This window comes from Enterobacter sp. BIDMC 26, assembly GCF_000534435.1.
In the GTDB taxonomy this organism is placed as follows: domain Bacteria; phylum Pseudomonadota; class Gammaproteobacteria; order Enterobacterales; family Enterobacteriaceae; genus Enterobacter; species Enterobacter ludwigii.
This window is the reverse complement of the sequence record NZ_KI973182.1, coordinates 1,026,478-1,046,381: the sequence shown is the minus strand read 5'-3', so window position 1 is coordinate 1,046,381 and position 19,904 is coordinate 1,026,478. Positions and strand designations below refer to the sequence as shown.

Sequence of the window (19,904 nt, the reverse complement as noted above, 5' to 3'; positions counted from 1 at the left end):
ATAATAAAGCAATTCACCAGGAATATTCTGCAATAGTTGTCATTGCGCTTTAATCGCTAAGAAAAATATTTTGACGCTCCCCTCTCAGGCAATGAGAGGGGAAATGTTCAGGACACTTTTTCCAGCATCAGTCCGGCGCGCAGGCCAAACGCTACCGATGGATTAGGGAACAGAACATATTCAGTGGTTTTCTGCACCTCGTAGCGCTCGTCGCCATCTTCCGCCAGCAGAACGCCTTTGCGAAAAGGGGTGAAGTTCAGCGTGTGGGCGGCCATATGCAGCCGGAAGGCCTCGCTGCGGCGAGTGATCTGCTGTACGACCCGATAGCGCACGACAGTCTGTTGCGTTGGCTCGGGTGCCAATCCCCCGAGCAGCGCGCGAAGCGCAAGATGCGTTGGCGCGAAGCGCGCGAGATCGTTCTGGCCAAACGGTAGCGCTTTTCCCAGCTCCAGCGTGCAGGCCAGCGCGCCGAAATGCTCACAGGTGAAATGGGTAAATGTGCCCCCCGGCGACTGATGAAACACCAGAGCCTCCAGCCCGGCGTCGCCCAGCCAGCTCAGAAACGCCTCATCCCACGGCTGGTTACGCTGGGGCAGAACACCAAAGCGCACATGATAAGAGGCGCGAATTGCCGTATGCAGGTCGAGATGCCAGCGCACGGGACCGGCCGCGGCGAAAAATGTGGCAACCACGTGCTCAAGCCACTGCGCCCGCGACGTCTCATCGCCCGGCACAAACTGTGACCAGCGGCCGCCAAACATGCGGTTAAGGTCGCTCTCAAGATAACGTTTGTTTTGCGCCAGCGCAGGCGGGTTGCCAAGCACCACCAGCAGACGGCACTGCAGGGTGATATCTCCCCGATACAACGCGCGCAGCAGCAGGTCGACAATTTCAACCGGCGCGGTTTCATTGCCATGGATGCCGGTTGAAAGCAGCAGCGATAACTCACTCTTCGCGGCCGGTGTCAGTTCAAGGACGCCGCGACCCAGCCACCGCCAGTGAAATGAGGGGCCCTCCCCCTCATGCTGTTCGGGGGGGTCATCGGCCAGTGTCAACGCCAGTAAATTTTCCATAGCCACTCCTTTAGCGCTGGAACGGATAAACCGATCCCAACTGCAGGATTGTTGTTAACGCGTCCAGTGCCTCACGCCCTTCACGCAGTAGCTGAGGGTCGACCAGATCGGCCTGCGTTAATCTGTCGCGATAGTAACGATCCACCCAGTCATTCAGGGAGTTAAACAGCGTCTCATTCATCATCACGGCTGGATTAACAGCCTGCATTTCGTTCTGCGTCAGCACTACGCGCAGGCGTAAACAGGCCGGACCGCCGCCGTTGGCCATGCTTTCGCGCAGGTCAAAGACGCGCAGTTCATCGATCGGGTTATCGGCTTTCACCAGTTCAGACAGATAACGCCACACTCCTTTATGGTCCTGCGACTCTTGCGGCAGCACCAGCATCATGCTGCCGTCCTCACGGCTCAACAGCTGGCTATTAAAGAGGTAAGTTTCAACCGCGTCCTGTACGCTGACCGCCTGGGTCGGCACCTGAATCGGCATAAATCCCGGCACCCGCTCATGCAGCGTAGCGAGCAGCTTCTCCTGATGGGCAAACGCCTGCTCATGGCAGAACAGCACCTGGCGGTTAGAGACGGCAATGACGTCATTGTGGAAAACCCCCTGGTCAATCACCTGCGGGTTCTGCTGAGCAAAAATCACCTGTGAGGGATTCACCTGATTCAGCCGCGCGACGGCCTGGCTTGCCGCCAGCGTCTGGCGGGCGGGATAACGGACAGGTGCCGAATGGCCGCCCTCTTCTCGCCCGTAAATGAACAGTTGCACGCCGGGATCGCCATAATCCCCCCCAAGACGGTTATGGTTTGCCGCTCCTTCATCCCCGAACATGGCCACCTGTGGCAACGCCTGATGGACCTCAAAGTGAGCCTCATGACGGAAAATCGCACGCAGAACGCGCTCGGTCGTCTCCGCTTCAGTGGCACGGTGGAATTTGTTATTCAGGTTCGCCACCGTTAAATGCACTTTGCCATCCAGCGTATCAGCCGACGGTGCAACGGTAGCAGCGTTTGCCACCCACATCGACGAGGCAGAGCTCGCCGCTGAAAGCAGGTGCGGCGTCTGCGTACCCGCTTTTTCGATAACCTGCTCATCGCTGCCGCTAAAGCCGAGCTGACGTAACACCGCCACGTTCGGGCGCTCCTGCGGCGGGATCACCGCCTGCGGGAAACCGGCATCCGACAGGGCTTTCATTTTCAGCAGCCCCTGCTTCGCTGCCAGTTTCGGGTTGGAGACCTGAAAACGGTGCTTCGTCGAGGCTTCATTACCAAACGAGAGGCCGGCATAGTGGTGCGTCAGCCCCACCAGCCCGTCAAAGTTAACTTCACGCGCTTTCATGACGATCCCCCTGAGTAAAATCCAGCCCCGGACTCAGCGTTTCCGGCAGCGTTAGCGCAGGCGTTTCCAGACTCGCCATCGGCCACGCGCAGTAATCTGCGGCATACCATGCGCTGGCGCGGTGGTTACCCGAAGCGCCTACCCCGCCAAACGGTGCCGTACTCGCCGCACCGGTAAGCGGTTTATTCCAGTTCACAATCCCGGCGCGTGCTTCGAGCAGCAGCTGATCAAATTTCTCACGATGCGGGGAAATCAGACCGCTCGACAGTCCATAGCGGGTGTGATTGGCCATCTCAATGGCGCTGTCAAAATCGTCATAACGCCAGACACAGAGCAGCGGGCCAAAGACCTCTTCATCCGGCACGTTGCGTGCGCCACTCATCTCAACAATGCCCGGCGTCAGCAGCGATGTTCCGGGCTTGATTTGCTTTGGCTCAAGCAGGGTTTTCGCCCCGCGCGCCACGTGATCCTGCCAGGCTTTCAGCACGTTCAGCGCGGCCTGCTCGGAAATCAGCCCCCCAATAAACGGCTGTGGGTCGGCATCCCACTGCGCAGGCACCAGACGCGCGCTGATTTCCACCAGCCGCGCGAGGAAGGCATCGCCCTGGGCACCCCGTTTCACCAGCAGACGACGCGCGCAGGTGCAGCGCTGTCCGGCGGTAATAAACGCTGACTGGAGGGTCAAATGCACCGCCGCGTCGATATCATCGGGATCTTCAACGATCAGCGGGTTGTTACCGCCCATCTCCAGCGCGAGAATTTTTTCCGGCTGCCCCGCCAGCTGGCGATGCAGTTGGTAGCCCGTTCCGGCGCTGCCGGTAAACAGCAGGCCGTCGATATCACTCAACGCACTCAGCGCCTGGCCGGTTTCACGTCCCCCCTGCACCAGGTTGAGCACCCCGTGCGGCAGACCAGCCTGTTCCCAGAGCTTCACCACCACCTCACCGGTCAGTGGCGTTAACTCACTCGGCTTGAAAATCACGCTATTGCCCGCCAGCAGCGCGGGCACGATATGCCCGTTCGGCAGATGCCCCGGGAAGTTATAGGGGCCAAATACCGCCAGCACGCCGTGCGGACGGTGGCGCAGCGTGGCCGCACCGTCAGGCATATCGGTATGTTGCTCGCCGGTACGGGTATGGTACGCCTTCACCGAAATGGCGATTTTATTGATCATCGCCGTCACTTCGGTGGCCGCCTCCCAGCGCGGCTTGCTGGTTTCCTGAGCGATAACGCGCGTCAATTCGGCTTTATTGGCCTCCAGCAGTGATGCAAATTTCTCGACAATTCCCTGACGCACGGAGAACGGTTGTTTCGCCCATCCCGGGAAGGCGCGACGGGCGGCGTGACAGGCCTGTTCGACCTGCCCGGCGCTGGCATCATTTCCCTTCCAGAGCACTTCTTGTCCGACCGGATTGGTCTTTATGCGCGGCTCGCCTTCGCCCGTGACCCAGTCACCGTTGATCCATAAAGTCATGCTGTTTTCTCCTCAGGGCAGAGACGCACCAGGCGAACCGTGTCGCCGGCGTTACATTTCAGGGCATCCAGTTGCGCGGCCGTCAGCACCAGACGTTCACTTTTCGGGTTGGTTCGCACCAGCATGGCGCGGAAATTGTTGTACTGCTCGTTAGCCACCAGACATGCCGGCCACTCACCCGGTGCAGGCTGGCCTTCGGAAACCTCAACCAGCCGGCTTTTACGGATCGCACGCACGCGGTCGATATCGCACTCCAGGGTAGGTCCGCCGTCAAAGATGTCCACATAGTTACGGTAGCGGAAACCCTCTTTTTCCAGCACCGCCCGGGCCGGCGCGGTTTGCGGGTGCACTTCGCCAATCACCGCCTGCGCCTGGGGGCTTAAGAAATGGGTATAGATGGGGTGTTTCGGCATCAGTTCGGCGATAAACGCTTTCTGCCCGGTGCCGCACAGATAGTCCGCGCGGCTGAACTCCATCGAGAAGAAGCGCTCGCCGAGGCTCTCCCAGAAAGGTGAATAGCCGGTGTCGTCGATTACGCCGCGCATCTCGGCGACGACCTTTTCGTTAAAACGATCGCGGAACGCGGCCATAAACATGAAGCGCGACTTGGAGAGCAGATAACCGTTGCCCTCTTTTCGCCACGCAGGATCGAGGAACAGCGTGCAAAGCTCGCTGGCTCCCGTGTGGTCATTACAGAGAAAAAGCGTGGGCAGCGCGTTATAGACGTTCAGCTCTTTTGAGGCGTGAACCATCGTACCGACACGGTAGTTGTACCACGGGTCGTTAAGCCCGACGGCCACTTCGATTGCGCAAATACCGGCCACGGTACCGGTGTCGGTATCTTCGAGAACGAACACATAACCCTGTTCGCTTTTTGGCAACGTCCCCTGCCAGGTTTGCAGGGCGCGCTCAATGCGCGCCGACAGCGTTTTTTCATCGGCAGGAAGCGAGGTCAGCCCGCCTCCCGTCTTACCGGCAAGCTGCATGAGCCCGGCGATATCGCCGCGCTCAACGGGACGGATGACCATCATGATGACACCCCGGACTTCACATGTTCACAGGCCAGTGCAAAACGGTCTAAACCGGTTCTCACCTCTTCCTCGCTGACAATCAGCGCAGGGGCAAAACGCACCACGTTGGCACCGGCAATCAGTACCATCACGCCCATTTTTGCCGCTTCCTGTGAAATAAGTTTAGCTTTTCCGGCAAACTCAGGTGTGAGTTCGCAGCCAATTAACAGACCCAGACCGCGGATCTCTTTAAACAGTCCCGTCTTGCTGTTGATGGCGTTCAGGCGCTCAACAAACCAGTCATGACGTTGTTTAACGCCCTTGAGCACTTCCGGCGTGTTAATGATGTCGAGAACCTGCCCGGCCACGGCGGTAGCCAGCGGGTTACCACCGTACGTTGTACCATGCGTACCCACGGTCATTACGCTGGCGAATTTATCAGTGGTCAGCATGGCGCCAATCGGGAAGCCGCCGCCCAGCGCTTTCGCCGTAGAGAGCACGTCCGGCGTTACGCCGTAGTGCATATAGGCATACAGCTCACCGGTACGCCCCACACCCGTCTGGACTTCATCGAAAATCAGCACCGCGTGATGACGATCGCACAGCTCACGCAGCCCCTGCAGGAACGCTTTTTGCGCCGGAAGGACCCCGCCCTCACCCTGCATAGGTTCGACGATCACCGCACAGGTGGTGTCGTTGATAAGCTCACTGGCGGACTGCAGATCGTTATACACGCCGTGACGAATATCCGGCGGCAGTGGCGCAAAATCCTGCGAGTATGACGGCTGACCGCCGGCGCTGACGGTAAAGAGCGTGCGGCCGTGGAACGCGTTTTTAAACGCCACAATGCCGCTCTTATGAACGCCGAATTTATCGTGTGCATATTTACGCGCCAGCTTCAGGGCAGCTTCGTTTGCTTCCGCACCTGAGTTACAGAAAAAGACTTTTTCGGCAAACGTTGCGTCGATCAGTTTTTTCGCCAGTCGCAGAGCGGGCTCGTTGGTAAAACCGTTACCGGTATGCCAGAACTTCGCCGCCTGGTCGTTTAACGCCTGACGCAGTGCCGGGTGCGCGTGACCCAGAGCGTTTACCGCAATCCCGCCTGCAAAGTCGATATACTCTTTGCCCTGTTGATCCCACAGGCGTGAGCCTTCCCCCCGTACCGGAATAAAAGCCGCCGGAGCGTAAACCGGCATCATCCATTCATCGAAATTTTCACGCGTAATTGACAGAGACATAGCGACCTCATCCGGTAAATAAAAGGTTATTTAGATGTTAAATAATTGAGTGTTTGCACTGTGAATGTAGATTGCAGCCTTCGTGCCAGCCAGCGATAAAAATGCATAAACGGGTTAGGGTTACAGAATATCAATAAGTTACGATATGGAGTTATTCACTGTTATTGCATAAAAAGTGAATATTTTTACGACAAGCGGCGCTTTGCCGCACGAAAATAAGAAAGAGTATGCAGAAGCCAAATATAATTCTGGAATTGTGATCGCTCGCGAAATTTATCGGTTCTTTACGCCCTGTTGGGGGGCAATGCGCGTCAGAATGGTGCAAATATTGCACCGTTGGCATAATCTGTCGCAGTTATTGGTCGAACCCCGTAACAGTTGACGCAAATTCTGCTACCATCCATGCACTATTCACCTTGCATTGGCAGCGACTATGAAATTTGTCTCTTTTAATATCAACGGCCTGCGTGCCCGCCCTCACCAGCTTGAAGCAATTGTTGAGCAACATCAGCCAGATGTGATCGGCCTGCAGGAGACAAAAGTTCACGACGATATGTTCCCCCTCGAAGAGGTGGCGAAGCTCGGTTACAACGTCTTCTATCACGGACAGAAAGGTCACTATGGCGTGGCGCTGCTGACCAAAGAGACGCCGGTTTCCGTACGTCGTGGCTTCCCGGGCGATGATGGCGAAGCGCAGCGTCGCATCATCATGGCGGAAATTCCTTCACCACTTGGCAATATCACGGTGATTAACGGGTATTTCCCGCAGGGTGAGAGCCGCGACCATGAGACAAAATTCCCGGCCAAAGCAAAGTTTTATCAGGATCTGCAGGATTACCTGACCACCGAACTGAAAAAAGAGAATCCGGTGCTGATCATGGGCGACATGAATATCAGCCCGACCGATCTCGATATCGGCATTGGAGAAGAGAACCGCAAACGCTGGTTGCGTACCGGTAAATGTTCTTTCCTGCCGGAAGAACGCGAGTGGATGGAACGCCTGCTCGGCTGGGGCCTGGTTGATACTTTCCGCACCGCCAACCCGGAAACGCAGGATCGCTTCTCGTGGTTTGACTACCGCTCAAAAGGCTTTGATGACAACCGCGGTCTGCGTATAGACCTGCTGCTGGCCAGCCCGCCGCTGGCGGAACGCTGCATCGAAACCGGCATCGATTACGATATCCGCAGCATGGAAAAACCGTCTGACCATGCGCCGGTCTGGGCGAAATTCAAACTGTAACCTCGTGTGAACACGCAAAAAATACTCCTGATGTGCGCCCTTCTGGGCGCATTTGTTCTGACCTTCGTCTTTCTTCCGCCGGGGACGCTCTCCCTGGAAACCATCAAAACGCACCAGCAGTCGCTTCTCTTGCATGTGGAACAGGCACCGTGGCAAAGCGCGTTTTTCTTTTTCGCCCTCTACGTGTTGGTCTCCGCCCTGTCGATACCCGGTGCGGCGATACTGACGCTGCTGGCGGGAGCGCTGTTTACGCTGTGGGAAGGTACCCTGCTGGTCTCGTTTGCTTCTACCCTCGGCGCCACGCTGGCGATGCTTGCCAGCCGTTATCTGCTGCGCGACTGGGTACAGCGGCGATTCACATCGCAGATGAATACGGTGAATGCCGGTATGGCGCGAGACGGTGCAAGGTATCTTTTTGCCCTGCGTCTGATGCCCTTGTTCCCGTTTTTTCTGGTGAATCTGCTCATGGGGCTGACCCGTATTGCGGTCAGTCGCTACTGGTGGGTGAGCCAGGTCGCCATGCTGCCTGCAACCATTATCTTTCTGAACGCCGGACGCGCGCTGGGGAAAGTGAATTCGCTTCGCGATATTTTATCGCCGGGACTGATATTCGCCTTTACACTACTGGGGTTATTGCCGCTGGCGACGCGCTGGCTGTTTTCCCGTTTTACCCCATCATCAAAAAAGTGAGGCATTATGCGCCGTGTGCGTTTTTGCACGTTTCTGAGCGGTCTGCTGCTGGCAGCCCCGCTGTTTGCAGCGGACAACTGGCAGGCTATCCAACAACAAGCTAAAGGCCAGACCGTCTGGTTTAACGCCTGGGGCGGCGATCGGGCGGTAAACCGCTACCTCGAGTGGGTAAGCGGTGAGATGAAAACGCATTACGACATAACCCTTAAAATCGTCCCACTGGCGGATGCCGCCGATGCGGTCAAACGTATTCAAACAGAGGCCGCCGCAGGCCGGAAAACGAACGGGTCAGTCGACCTCTTATGGGTCAACGGTGAGAATTTCCGTACCCTTAAAGCCGCTAACCTGCTGCAAACCGGATGGGCGCAGACCTTGCCCAACTGGCGCTATGTCGATACCCGTAAACCGGTTATGGAGGATTTTGCTGTCCCCACCGATGGCGCGGAATCCCCGTGGGGCGGTGCACAACTCACCTTTATTGCCCGCCACGCAAGCCTGCCTGCGCCCCCAAACGATCCTCAGGCGTTGCTGGCGTATGCGCAGCAGCATCCGGGCAAAGTCAGCTACCCACGCCCGCCCGATTTTACCGGTACGGCATTTCTGGAACAGTTGCTCCTGACCCTCACCGCTCACCCGGAGGCGTTGCAAAAAGCCCCTGATAACACCTTTGCCCAGGTGACGGCTCCGCTGTGGCACTACCTGGACAAATTACACCCGCTGCTGTGGCGAAAGGGAGAGGACTTTCCTCCCTCGCCCGCCAGAATGGATACCTTGCTTGCCAGCGGTAGTCTTAATCTCTCCCTGACCTTTAACCCGGCACATGCGCAGCAAAAAGTGGCCAGCGGTGAACTGCCTGCCGACAGCTACAGCGTTGGTTTTGACAACGGAATGATAGGCAACGTCCATTTTGTGGCCATTCCGTCGAATGCCAGCGCAAGCGCAGGCGCGAAGGTGGTCGCCAATTTCCTCCTTTCACCGCAGGCGCAAATTCGCAAGGCCGACCCGGCCATCTGGGGAGACCCGAGCGTACTGGATGCGAAAACACTGCCCGAAAAAGAAGCGAAGCAGCTCGCTGCCCATACGCCGGCAGGGCTGCCGAAAATACTTCCCGAGCCGCACGCTGCCTGGGTTAACGCGCTGGAGCAGGAATGGCTGCGTCGTTACGGCACCCGCTGAGCTGGCTCGTCTGGCTGGCGATGGCGGTCATCTATATGCCGCTGCTCCCCGCCGCCGCCATACTGTTTGCCCCGGCATTCTCGCTGAACAACTGGCAGTTGATGCTTAACGACCCGCAACTGCCACAGGCTACGGTCGCCACGCTGGTCTCAACGCTTATCGCGTCGCTGGGGTCGATGTTTATCGCTCTGGTGATCGTGGCCCTCCTGTGGCCGGGCGAGCGCTGGCGACGGCTCAGCAGCCGACTGCCGTGGCTGCTCGCCGTTCCTCATGTGGCCTTTGCCACCAGCGCTTTACTATTGTTTGCCGAAGGGGGCCTGCTGTATCAGGTGTGTAGCGTCTGTACGCCACCGCTTGACCGATACGGTGCAGGGCTGGGGCTGACGCTTGCGGTAAAAGAGAGCGCGTTTGTGCTGTGGGCCCTTTACGCCGTCCTGCCGGAAAAACGCCTTGCGCAGCAAAAGGTCGTGCTGCATACCTTCGGCTACGGGCGTTTTCAGGCGCTGAACTGGCTCATCCTTCCAACGATCGCGCCAGCTCTTGGCGCGGTGATGCTGGCGGTGCTGGCCTGGTCCCTGTCGGTTGTGGACGTGGCGATGATGCTCGGGCCTGGCAATCCCCCGACGCTTGCCGTACTGGCGTGGCAGTGGCTCAGTCAGGGCGATGCGCAGCAGCAGACAAAGGGAACGCTGCTGTGCCTGCTTCTCCTTCTGCTGCTGGCCGCGCTTTCTGCACTGGGTTACGGCGCATGGAGACTCTGGCGTCGCACGCTGCCGGATCTGAGCGGACGCCGTCGAATGTCGCTTATCGCGCCACCAGCGCGTCTGCTCAGCGGATTTCTGCCCGCCTGCGGGGTGCTTTGCGCGGTCGTGCTGCTCATGCTGGCGCAGCGGGACGACATCGGTGCGGTTGGCGCCAGCCTCTCCTTTGGCCTGCTCGCCAGCCTGATTTCGCTGGGGGTAATTGTTCTCTGGCTTGAGTGGGGACCGCAGCGAGGCACACAGTGGGTGTGGTTGCCGCTGGCGCTGCCGGCGCTGCCCCTCGTTACCGGACAATACGTTATCGCGTTGCGACTGGGTATCGACGGACACTATGCCGCCGTGCTGTGGAGCCATCTGCTGTGGGTTTTACCGTGGATGTTGCTGGTCCTCCAGCCAGCCTGGCAGAGGATCGATCCCCGGCTGATCCTTACCGCCAGAACGCTCGGCTGGCGGCGGGGAAAAATCTTCTGCTGGCTGAAATGCCCCTTGCTGGTACGCCCGGCGCTGCTGGCTTTCGCGACCGGGTTTTCCGTCAGCATGGCGCAATACATGCCAACCCTCTGGCTGGGCGCAGGCCGTTTTGCGACGCTGACCACTGAAACCGTGGCGCTCAGCAGTGGAGGCAGCATTCCGCTTCTGGCTAACCGGGCGCTGGGGTTGCTGTTGGTCACGGGGAGTGTGTTTGGCCTTGCCGCCCTGCTATCCCGGCTCGCAAGCCGTTACCGACGAGGATTACGTTAATGCTACAGGTCAGCAATCTCACCATTGAACCGCTTTTCCGCGAGGTCAATTTTTGTGTACCACGCGGCGAAATAGTCACGCTGATGGGGCCTTCCGGCAGCGGAAAATCAACCCTTTTTGCCTGGATGGTGGGCGCACTGCCAGACGACTTTCAGGCTCAGGGCGAACTGTGGCTTGATGAACGTCGCTGCGACGGACTGCCCGTGGAGGCCCGCGGGTTGGGGATCCTCTTTCAGGATGCCCTGCTGTTTGACCATTTCAGCGTCGGACAAAATTTGCTGCTGGCATTACCTGAACGGATTGTCGGACGAGCACGGCGGGAAGCGGTCGAGCAGGCGCTCGGTTCTGCCGGGCTTGTCGGGCATTACGCCAGCGATCCGGCGACCCTTTCCGGCGGCGAACGTGCCCGGGTCAGTCTGCTGCGTGCCCTGCTTGCAGAGCCGCAGGCGTTACTGCTGGATGAACCGTTCAGCCGTCTCGATAATGCGTTACGCGCCTCGTTTCGGGCATGGGTATTTGACACTACCCGCGCACGCAATATTCCGGTGGTTCTGGTCACGCATGACGACGAAGACGTGCCCCCGGGCGGCGAAGTGATTGGGATTTCTCGCTGGCAATAATGTGCTAACGCAATGTTTTACCTTTCAGGAGAGACGACAATGCCCCCCTCTTTTACTGACGTCAGGTTATTCGATGAAACGTGTTTCTCAACTGACCGCGCTGGCCATGCTGTGCGGCCTCGCTTCATTTTCCTCTCTGGCTGCTGATATGCCGCACGCCATGACGCTGTCTCAACTTCAGGCACAACACGGCGCGGTGATCGACACCCGCGCCAGCGCGTTTTACAACGGCTGGCCGCAAACGCTGAGCGCGCCCTCCGGGCATGAGCCCGCCGCACTTAACCTTTCCGCCACCTGGCTTGGCGCGATGAGCGATGACCAGATTGCCGTCTGGGCCAGACAGCACCAGCTTACGCCGGCCATGACGATCGCGCTCTACGGTCGCGACGCCGATAATCAGGCGGTCAAAGCGCGGCTGGAAAAAGCCGGTTACCACCAGATTTCCGTGCTCAACGATGCCCTGCAAGTACCTGAGCGTCTGCAGCGTTTGCCGCACTTTGAACAACTCGTCTACCCGGAGTGGATCCACCAGCTTCAGCAGGGTAAACCCGTCACTGCCGCGCCGACGGGCGACTGGAAAGTCATTGAAGCCGCATGGGGCGCGCCGAAGTTTTATCTGCTGAACCATATTCCCGGTGCCGGCTACATTGATACCAACGAAGTGGAAAGCGAACCGCTGTGGAATAAAGTTTCTGACGACACGCTAAAAGCGATGCTGGCGAAGCACGGGATCCGTCACGATACGACCGTCATTTTGTATGGCCGTGACGTATATGCCGCCGCCCGCGTGGCGCAGATCATGCTGTATGCGGGCGTGAAGGACGTCCGCATTCTTGATGGCGGCTGGAAAGCCTGGTCTGACGCGGGTCTGCCGGTTGAACGGGGAATGCCCAAAGACGTGAAGCCCGCCCCCGATTTTGGTGCACCGATCCCCGGCCAGCCGCAGTTGATGGTGGATATGGCGCAAGCACGCGGGATGCTGCATCGCCAGGACGCGTCGCTGGTCAGCATTCGTTCCTGGCCGGAGTTCATCGGCGAAACCAGCGGCTACAGCTACATCAAGCCAAAAGGTGAGATTGCCGGTGCCCGCTGGGGGCATGCCGGTAGCGACGCCACCCATATGGAAGATTTCCATAATCCGGATGGCACCATGCGCAGCGCTGACGACATCACCGCCATGTGGAAAACCTGGAACATCCTGCCGGAACAGCACGTCGCGTTTTACTGCGGCACCGGCTGGCGTGCGTCCGAGACGTTTATGTACGCACGGGCGATGGGCTGGAAAAATGTCGCCGTCTATGACGGCGGCTGGTACGAGTGGAGCAGTCATCCACAGAACCCCGTCTCAAGCGGAAAACGTGGGCCAGAAAGTTCACGCTAACGGGTAAGTGACTTCAGCGTCACATACCCGCTCCAGATGCGCGTTGTGGTGGTCAGCCAGCACAACGCGCCAAATATCCACGCCAGCACGCTGAAGTGCGCCGGAAAGAGGCAGCACAGCACAAACAGCGCGATCGTCTCCGTCCCCTCCGTTAACCCACCAATATAGTAAAACGACTTATGCGCGTAGCCAGGGTTGTCGATGTTGTGTTTCGCTGCCAGCGCGGCAAATGCCAGAAAACTGCTCCCGGTACCGATAAAGGCAAACAACAGCCAGCCAGCGGCAAGCGCATTCTCTGCGGGGGCCGCCAGCGCGAATCCGAAGGGAACCAGCGCGTAAAACAGAAAATCGAGGGCGATATCAAGAAAGCCTCCCGCATCCGTCAGCCCGCGCCGGCGCGCCAGCGCACCGTCCAGACCATCCAGCAGGCGATTCAGCACGATGGCGACGAGCGCCGCCGGATACCAGCCGAGGGCCAGAAACGGTAAGGCCAGCACGCCTATGGCAAACCCGGTCAGGGTTAATCCGTCAGGCGTGATCCCCGGCTTATCCAGTACTGACACCAGTCGGTTGAGCGTGGGTTTAATCCGCGGGTGCAGATGACGATCAAGCATGGGGATCCTCTTTAAACGTGGCACATAACCCCTGCGCCGGGATGTCCAGCGCGGCATTAAAGCGTGCAGAGAGATTCTGAAACGCAATCAGCGCCGTCATTTCGGCGATCGCGTCCTCGCTGAAATGGCGTGTGATCTCACTTTTGATTTCGTCATCCACACGGGGCGGCGTCGCGGTGACAGCCTCGGCATAGGCCAGCGCCGCACGCTCCTCTTCGCTAAAAAGAGCGGAATCACGCCACGCGTTGACGGCCTGAACCTTATCCAATGCGCCCGAGCGCTCCGCCAGGCGCAAACTGTTGGCATCGATACAAAAAGCGCAGTGACAAAGCTGCGATACCCGGGTCATTAACAGCGAACGAAGCACCGGCGACAGGCGCGCGTGACGACGTTCGAGAAAACCGACGAACAATGCCACCAGCCAGAAAAGACGTGGCATCCTTCCCCACCAGCGCGTGGGGTTAAGCACGGCACCAAAGTGTTTTTTCTGCATGGCGGCAATCGGTTTTATGCTGACCGGAAGGGTGGCGATGGGATCTACCCAGGTGGACGTCTCTTTCACCTGATTCTCCTGATGGCTGGACTCTTAGAAAGGGCACGATAATATGGTGTTTTTCGCTAACAAGTATTGACGACCATGCTAAAAACAGTCGATGTCGTTGCGGCAATCATCGAAAAAGACAACAAAATTTTACTGGCCCAGCGCCCGGCTCATGCCGACCAGCCGGGCATGTGGGAATTCGCAGGCGGAAAAGTAGAAGCCGGTGAGACGCAGCCCGAGGCGCTTGTCCGCGAGTTGCACGAAGAGCTCGGCATCCACGCGCAGCCTGGTGAGTATGTGGCAAGCCATCAGCGCGAGGTGTCACAGCGGTTAATCAACCTTCACGCCTGGCACGTTCCGGCGTTCAGCGGCGCGCTGACGGCGCATTACCACAGTGCGCTGGTGTGGTGTACGCCCGAAGACGCATTTGGTTTCAACTTAGCGCCTGCGGACATCCCGCTGCTGGAGGCGTTTATTGTTTTACGCGACGCCAGACCAGCGGATTCGTGCTAATGGTGCGTTCATCACGCTGGCACTGCAACAGAATGCCGTCCGCTTTTACCACTGCCCCTTCCGAATAGTTCTGATCCTGATAGATGCAGCACTGGTTACACGGCTGCGCTCGCTGGCCGCTGGAGCTGAACACCTCCGGCGGCACATTCACGTCCACATCCGGGCGAATGCGGTCTGCCTGCGCGCCTGCGGTAAACATCAAACATAACGCGGTTATCACGTAACGGTTCATAGACTTATCTTCCTGTTGTGCCCTGATAAAGACTATAACGGTAATCCGGCGCAGAACCTTTAATTTATCTCGTCATCGCTTTTGGTTATGACGCAGCCCCGCTGATTAATTTCCCTTTCGGCATGCATTTCTGCTTGCTTCACAAAGCGGTACGGATGGTATAGTCAAAAAAACAACACAATTCGTATAAGCAATATACATAAAATAATATAAGGGGTTCTTATATCTATGGATCAGACACGCTCTCTGGAAGCTTTCCTCTCTTATGTTCAACAGCGCGACCCGCATCAAAGTGAGTTTGCGCAGGCCGTACGTGAAGTCATGACCACGTTGTGGCCGTTCCTTGAAGAAAACCCGCGTTATCGCCAGATGTCACTGCTTGAGCGCCTCGTGGAGCCGGAGCGCGTGATCCAGTTTCGCGTGACCTGGGTAGATGACCGTAATCAGGTCCAGGTTAACCGCGCGTGGCGCGTGCAGTTTAATTCCGCCATCGGCCCGTTTAAGGGCGGGATGCGTTTCCATCCTTCCGTGAATCTGTCGATTTTAAAATTCCTCGGCTTTGAGCAGACGTTTAAAAACGCCCTTACGACCCTGCCAATGGGCGGCGGGAAAGGCGGCAGTGATTTCGATCCGAAAGGCAAAAGCGAAGGCGAAGTGATGCGTTTCTGTCAGGCGCTGATGACCGAACTCTATCGTCATCTTGGTCCCGATACTGACGTTCCGGCGGGCGATATCGGCGTCGGTGCGCGTGAAGTGGGCTTCATGGCCGGCATGATGAAAAAGCTTTCGAATAATAGCGCCTGTGTCTTTACGGGCAAAGGGCTCTCCTTTGGCGGCAGCCTGATCCGTCCGGAAGCCACCGGCTACGGGCTGGTCTATTTTACCGAGGCGATGCTGAAGCGCCACGGCTTAGGGTTTGAAGGTATGCGCGTGGCGGTGTCCGGCTCCGGTAACGTGGCCCAGTACGCCATTGAGAAAGCAATGCAGTTTGGTGCCCGCGTGGTTACCGCGTCAGATTCACGCGGTACCGTGGTGGATGAAGCCGGTTTTACGGCCGAGAAGCTGGCACGCCTGTGCGACATTAAAGCCAGCCGCGACGGCCGTCTGGCGGATTATGCCCGTGAATTTGGTCTGACCTGGCTCGAAGGCAAACAGCCGTGGGGCGTGCCGGTCGATATCGCCCTGCCATGTGCGACCCAGAACGAACTGGATACCGAGGCCGCACGCACCCTGATTACCAACGGCGTGAAGGCCGTGGCCGAAGGGGCGAATATGCCAACCACCATCGAAGCGACCGATCTGTTCCTTGAGGCTGGCGTGCTGTTTGCGCCGGGCAAAGCCGCGAACGCCGGTGGCGTGGCGACCTCTGGCCTGGAGATGGCGCAAAACGCCGCGCGCCTCGGCTGGAAGGCAGAGAAAGTGGATGCGCGTCTGCACCACATTATGCTGGATATTCACCACGCCTGCGTCGAGTACGGCGGTGAGGCATCGCAAACCAACTACGTGCGTGGCGCAAATATCGCCGGGTTCGTGAAGGTCGCGGATGCGATGATTGGGCAAGGGGTTATCTAAGCACGCTGTCGCCCTTTCCCGTCGGGAGAGGGCAACAGCCGAAAGCACATCAGGCTGCGCTTTTTTTCTTTTTGAACGGTTTCTTCGGCGCACCACCCGGTGCAACCATCCCCCGGAACTGCTTCACCGGCGTATTACGCGCCTGGTTAATCAGCTCGTACAAGGTCCCCACCAGCGGCTGCATAAAATCCTGATAGCGACACTGCTTTTCACTGATTTGCGTCAGCACAGATTCCCAGTGTGCCGTCATGTCCGGCCTTGCGGCCAGCTCAGGCAGCGAGTGGATCAATGCGCGCCCCGGTTCAGTCGAGTGGATATAGCGCCCTTTTTTCTCCAGAAAACCGCGCTTAAACAGCAGCTCGATAATGCCCGCACGGGTCGCTTCCGTGCCCAGTCCGTCGGTAGCACGCAAGATCTTCTTCAGATCCTTATCCTGAACAAAACGGGCGATCCCGGTCATTGCCGAGAGCAGTGTCGCATCGGTGAAGTGGCGCGGCGGTTGGGTCTGGCGTTCAACCACTTCGCCTTTCTCACACAGCAGTTCGTCATCTTTGGCGACCACCGGCAGCGGCGTGCCGTCATTCTCTTCGTCACGCTCTTTGTTGCCAAGCAGCGTGCGCCAGCCAGCCTCCGCCAGGAAACGCGCCTTGGCGATAAATTTCCCCTTGGCAATTTCCAGCTCAATCACGCATTTGCGGAACACGGCGTCCGGGCAGAACTGCATCAGGTACTGACGAGCCACCAGGTTATACACCTTCGCTTCGTTTTCCGTGAGGTTAACGTTGCTGGCGCGCGCCGTCGGGATAATCGCATGGTGGGCATCCACCTTTTTATCATCCCAGCAGCGGTTATGAATGTCCGGATTCACAACCGGTTGCGGCAGCAGATCCGGCGCGTGAACGGCAATGGCGTTCATCACCGAGTGACGGCCGGCAAAGTGCTCTTCCGGCAGATACCGGCTGTCAGAACGCGGATAGGTAATGAGTTTGTGGGTTTCGTAGAGCTTCTGGCAGATATCAAGGACGTTCTGCGCGCTCAGACCGAAGCGTTTCGCCGCTTCAATCTGCAGCGCGGAAAGCGAGAACGGCAGCGGCGCGGGTTCTGATTCCCGTTTATCGTTATAGCTGGTGACAATAGCAGGCTGACCGGTAATCCGGTTGACCACGTGCTCCGCCAGCGGACGGTGCAGCAACCGCCCCTCTTCATCCTGATACGATTCGCAGGCATCGCTTGGCTGCCAGACGGCGGTAAAGCGCTCGTCTTTCGGCGTGACGATATGCGCTTTAACCTCAAAGAAATCTTTGGCGACGAAATTCTCAATCTCTTCGTCACGACGCACCACCAGCCCCAGCACCGGCGTTTGCACACGCCCGACGGAGAGGACGCCCTGATAACCGGCATTACGCCCCAGGATGGTGTAGGCGCGGGTCATGTTGATCCCGTAAAGCCAGTCCGCTCGAGCGCGGGCCAGCGCGGAAACGCACAGCGGAATAAACTCGCTGTTCGCGCGCAGACGTGAAATGGCCCGCTCCACGGCCTGCGGATTGAGGTCGTTAATCAGGCAGCGCTGGACCTGCTGGCGTTTTTCCGGCGCCAGCTCCAGATAGTCCAGCACCTCATCCACCAGCAGTTGCCCTTCCCTGTCCGGGTCACCTGCGTGGATGACTTCCGTCGCGTCATGCAAAAAACGTTTAATCACGTTGAGCTGTTTGGTGACGGAAGGCCGTGGCTGCAGGCGCCATTTTTCAGGGACGATGGGCAGGTCATTGAGGTTCCAGCGGGCATAGCGGCTGTCGTAGACATCCGGCTGCGCCTGCTCAAGCAGGTGACCTATACACCAGGTGACCACCTGCCCGTTACCGCATTCGATAAAGCCGTCGCCCTTGCGATGCGGCTTCGGCAGCACATCGGCAATGGCACGGGCCAGGCTCGGCTTTTCGGCAATAAACAACCGCATTGAATTAACGGATCTCAATCATCGGTCGGCCACCGCGCGCGGTCACCAGTTCACCGATCGCCGTCAGGGTAATACCAAACTCTGCGGCCGTCGCCTGGACGTCGGCTTCAGCGTCTGGCGTGACCGCCAGCAGCAAACCACCGGACGTTTGTGGATCGCACAGCAGATTGCGCCACGCTTCAGGCATTTCGCCCATCAGATGACCATAGCTGGCAAAGTTACGCTGGGTACCGCCCGGAACGGCGCCCGCTGCAATGTACTCCTCCACACCCGGCAGCTTCGGCACGTCCTGATACCAGACCTGCGCCTGTACGCCCGCGCCCTGACACACTTCGGAGAGGTGTCCGAGAAGGCCAAAACCGGTCACGTCGGTCATGGCTTTCACGCCGTCGATATTCGCAAAGGCCGCACCCGCGAGGTTCATCTGGCACATGACCTCGGTTGCCAGCCCCTGGTGTTCCGGCTTCAGCAGCGATTTTTTCTCCGCAGTAGTGAGGACACCAATGCCCAGCGGTTTGGTGAGGAACAGCTTGCAGCCCGCCTGCGCGGTGCTGTTGCGTTTCACGCGCTCGGTGGGCACCACGCCCGTGACCGCGAGACCGAAGATTGGCTCCGGCGCATCGATAGAATGACCCCCGGCCAGCGCGATCCCCGCCTGCTGGCAGGCAAAACGTCCCCCTTCAATCACCTCACGGGCAATTTCAGGGGCAAGGGTGTTAATCGGCCAGCCCAGAATGGCAATCGCCATAATCGGTTTGCCCCCCATGGCGAAAATATCGCTGATGGCGTTGGTGGCCGCAATACGCCCGAAATCGAACGGGTTGTCGACAATCGGCATAAAGAAGTCGGTGGTACTGATAATGCTGGTGCCGTTACCCAGGTCATAAACTGCCGCATCGTCACGCGTTTCGTTACCGACAAGCAGGTTCGGGTCGACAAACTTCGCCTGTTCACTGTGGAGAATGGTCTCCAGCACTTTCGGGGAAATTTTACAACCGCAACCGGCTCCGTGGCTGTATTGCGTTAAACGAATGGTTTGCTCGCTCATGGACGTCTCCTGTCATCTCAATCGCGCTATGGTAGCGCTCATTCCATAAAGAGGTAAGTATGACTGTCTGAATTCTGCGGCAGATGCTCAGAATCCAGACAGTTTAGCGCGCGTTATCAGAAACGGCTGACGAAAGGCGTGGTGTCCGGCACATTAATGGTGGCGGAGGCTTTAAGCTGAGGCGTGCCGAGATAGAGGAAGCCGACAATTTTATCATGTTCACCACAAGCGAATCCGTCGCGAACCGGCTGGCTGTTGGTCAGCGGCCCTGTGCGCCAGATACCGTTAAACCCTTGCGCCACGGCGGCCATTTGCATTGCCATGACGGCACAGCCGGCAGACATTTCCTGCTCCCAGACCGGCACTTTGTGGTCGGCCTGACATTTCGCCACGACAGCGATGATCATCGGCGCACGGAATGGCGCACTGCGGGCTTTCTCAATACCCTTCTCATCCTGACCTGCGGCAACCGCCCCCTGCTCCAGTATCTGACTGAAACGATCGCGGCCTTCACCTTCAATCACAAAGAAGTGCCATGGCTGCAGCGTACCATGATCCGGTGCACGCAGGCCGGCACGCAGAATATTCTCCAGTTGCTCCCCTGCCGGCGCCGGCTCGGTGAGACGTGAAGCGCTACGGCGGTTAACAAGCAGTTCAAGTGCGTCCATTGGTTAACTCCTTTCTTGA

The 19,904-nt window shown here is 58.2% G+C and carries 19 protein-coding genes; 8 read left to right on the top strand and 11 right to left on the bottom strand.

The genetic code is table 11. The features are described from left to right. Positions 1–107: 107 nt before the first annotated feature. From astE to L462_RS18340, 5 genes are read right to left on the bottom strand one after another with little or no spacing between them, the layout of a single operon-like run. A complete protein-coding gene (astE, locus tag L462_RS18320) occupies positions 108–1,073 on the bottom strand; it encodes a succinylglutamate desuccinylase (protein WP_032677964.1) in 966 nt (321 codons plus the stop codon). 10 nt (positions 1,074–1,083) lie between these two features. Next, positions 1,084–2,409 carry an N-succinylarginine dihydrolase gene (gene astB, locus L462_RS18325; protein ID WP_032677963.1) on the bottom strand — a complete coding sequence of 442 codons (1,326 nt, stop codon included), beginning with the start codon at positions 2,407–2,409 and terminating at the stop codon, positions 1,084–1,086. Continuing rightward, a complete protein-coding gene (gene astD / locus L462_RS18330; protein ID WP_020884423.1) occupies positions 2,396–3,883 on the bottom strand; it encodes a succinylglutamate-semialdehyde dehydrogenase in 1,488 nt (495 codons plus the stop codon). The genes astB and astD overlap by 14 nt, the downstream gene beginning before the upstream one ends. Then, positions 3,880–4,914 carry an arginine N-succinyltransferase gene (gene astA, locus L462_RS18335; protein WP_014169664.1) on the bottom strand — a complete coding sequence of 345 codons (1,035 nt, stop codon included), beginning with the start codon at positions 4,912–4,914 and terminating at the stop codon, positions 3,880–3,882. Before astA ends, astD begins: the two co-directional genes overlap by 4 nt. Continuing rightward, the gene (locus tag L462_RS18340; protein ID WP_014169663.1) at positions 4,911–6,131 is read right to left on the bottom strand and encodes a succinylornithine/acetylornithine transaminase; all 1,221 of its coding nucleotides are present in this window, start codon (positions 6,129–6,131) and stop codon (positions 4,911–4,913) included. The genes astA and L462_RS18340 overlap by 4 nt, the downstream gene beginning before the upstream one ends. A 433-nt stretch (positions 6,132–6,564) precedes the next feature. Here L462_RS18340 and xthA point away from each other — a divergent pair, with 433 nt between their 5' ends. From xthA to L462_RS18370, 6 genes are all read left to right on the top strand, one after another. Then, the gene (gene xthA / locus L462_RS18345; protein ID WP_020884424.1) at positions 6,565–7,371 is read left to right on the top strand and encodes an exodeoxyribonuclease III; all 807 of its coding nucleotides are present in this window, start codon (positions 6,565–6,567) and stop codon (positions 7,369–7,371) included. Between the two features lie 6 nt (positions 7,372–7,377). After that, a complete protein-coding gene (locus L462_RS18350) occupies positions 7,378–8,061 on the top strand; it encodes a TVP38/TMEM64 family protein (protein WP_032677962.1) in 684 nt (227 codons plus the stop codon). 15 nt (positions 8,062–8,076) lie between these two features. Further along, positions 8,077–9,237, top strand: coding sequence for an ABC transporter substrate-binding protein (locus L462_RS18355; protein ID WP_032679673.1), 1,161 nt, complete (start codon positions 8,077–8,079; stop codon positions 9,235–9,237). Further along, positions 9,210–10,739: an ABC transporter permease family protein gene (locus tag L462_RS18360; RefSeq protein WP_032677961.1), complete on the top strand. Its 1,530-nt coding sequence runs from the start codon at positions 9,210–9,212 to the stop codon at positions 10,737–10,739. The genes L462_RS18355 and L462_RS18360 overlap by 28 nt, the downstream gene beginning before the upstream one ends. Next, a complete protein-coding gene (locus tag L462_RS18365; protein ID WP_032677960.1) occupies positions 10,739–11,359 on the top strand; it encodes an ATP-binding cassette domain-containing protein in 621 nt (206 codons plus the stop codon). The genes L462_RS18360 and L462_RS18365 overlap by 1 nt, the downstream gene beginning before the upstream one ends. A 73-nt stretch (positions 11,360–11,432) precedes the next feature. Next, positions 11,433–12,740: a sulfurtransferase gene (locus L462_RS18370; protein ID WP_032677959.1), complete on the top strand. Its 1,308-nt coding sequence runs from the start codon at positions 11,433–11,435 to the stop codon at positions 12,738–12,740. Here the strand turns inward: L462_RS18370 and L462_RS18375 are convergent. Next, complete coding sequence (locus L462_RS18375) at positions 12,737–13,354, bottom strand: CDP-alcohol phosphatidyltransferase family protein (protein WP_032677958.1); 618 nt, start codon at positions 13,352–13,354, stop codon at positions 12,737–12,739. The two genes, L462_RS18370 and L462_RS18375, sit on opposite strands and share 4 nt — an antisense overlap. Continuing rightward, complete coding sequence (locus tag L462_RS18380; protein WP_032677957.1) at positions 13,347–13,916, bottom strand: carboxymuconolactone decarboxylase family protein; 570 nt, start codon at positions 13,914–13,916, stop codon at positions 13,347–13,349. Before L462_RS18380 ends, L462_RS18375 begins: the two co-directional genes overlap by 8 nt. A 75-nt stretch (positions 13,917–13,991) precedes the next feature. Between L462_RS18380 and L462_RS18385 the strand changes: the two genes are divergently transcribed. Next, a complete protein-coding gene (locus L462_RS18385) occupies positions 13,992–14,408 on the top strand; it encodes a pyrimidine (deoxy)nucleoside triphosphate diphosphatase (protein ID WP_025204417.1) in 417 nt (138 codons plus the stop codon). On the opposite strand, the gene L462_RS18390 is transcribed toward L462_RS18385, so the two are convergent. Continuing rightward, positions 14,368–14,640, bottom strand: a complete 273-nt coding sequence (locus L462_RS18390; RefSeq protein ID WP_032677956.1) for a YnjH family protein — start codon at positions 14,638–14,640, stop codon at positions 14,368–14,370. The genes L462_RS18385 and L462_RS18390 overlap by 41 nt on opposite strands. A 228-nt stretch (positions 14,641–14,868) precedes the next feature. Here L462_RS18390 and gdhA point away from each other — a divergent pair, with 228 nt between their 5' ends. Next, complete coding sequence (gdhA, locus tag L462_RS18395) at positions 14,869–16,212, top strand: NADP-specific glutamate dehydrogenase (protein ID WP_032677955.1); 1,344 nt, start codon at positions 14,869–14,871, stop codon at positions 16,210–16,212. 49 nt (positions 16,213–16,261) lie between these two features. On the opposite strand, the gene L462_RS18400 is transcribed toward gdhA, so the two are convergent. From L462_RS18400 to L462_RS18410, 3 genes are all read right to left on the bottom strand, one after another. Continuing rightward, positions 16,262–18,169 (bottom strand): DNA topoisomerase III, encoded by a 1,908-nt coding sequence (locus L462_RS18400; protein WP_020884435.1) that lies wholly within the window; start codon positions 18,167–18,169, stop codon positions 16,262–16,264. 4 nt (positions 18,170–18,173) lie between these two features. Next, positions 18,174–19,217, bottom strand: a complete 1,044-nt coding sequence (gene selD, locus L462_RS18405) for a selenide, water dikinase SelD (RefSeq protein WP_020884436.1) — start codon at positions 19,215–19,217, stop codon at positions 18,174–18,176. Between the two features lie 116 nt (positions 19,218–19,333). Beyond that, the gene (locus L462_RS18410) at positions 19,334–19,885 is read right to left on the bottom strand and encodes an NAD(P)H nitroreductase (RefSeq protein WP_014169648.1); all 552 of its coding nucleotides are present in this window, start codon (positions 19,883–19,885) and stop codon (positions 19,334–19,336) included. Positions 19,886–19,904: the final 19 nt, after the last annotated feature.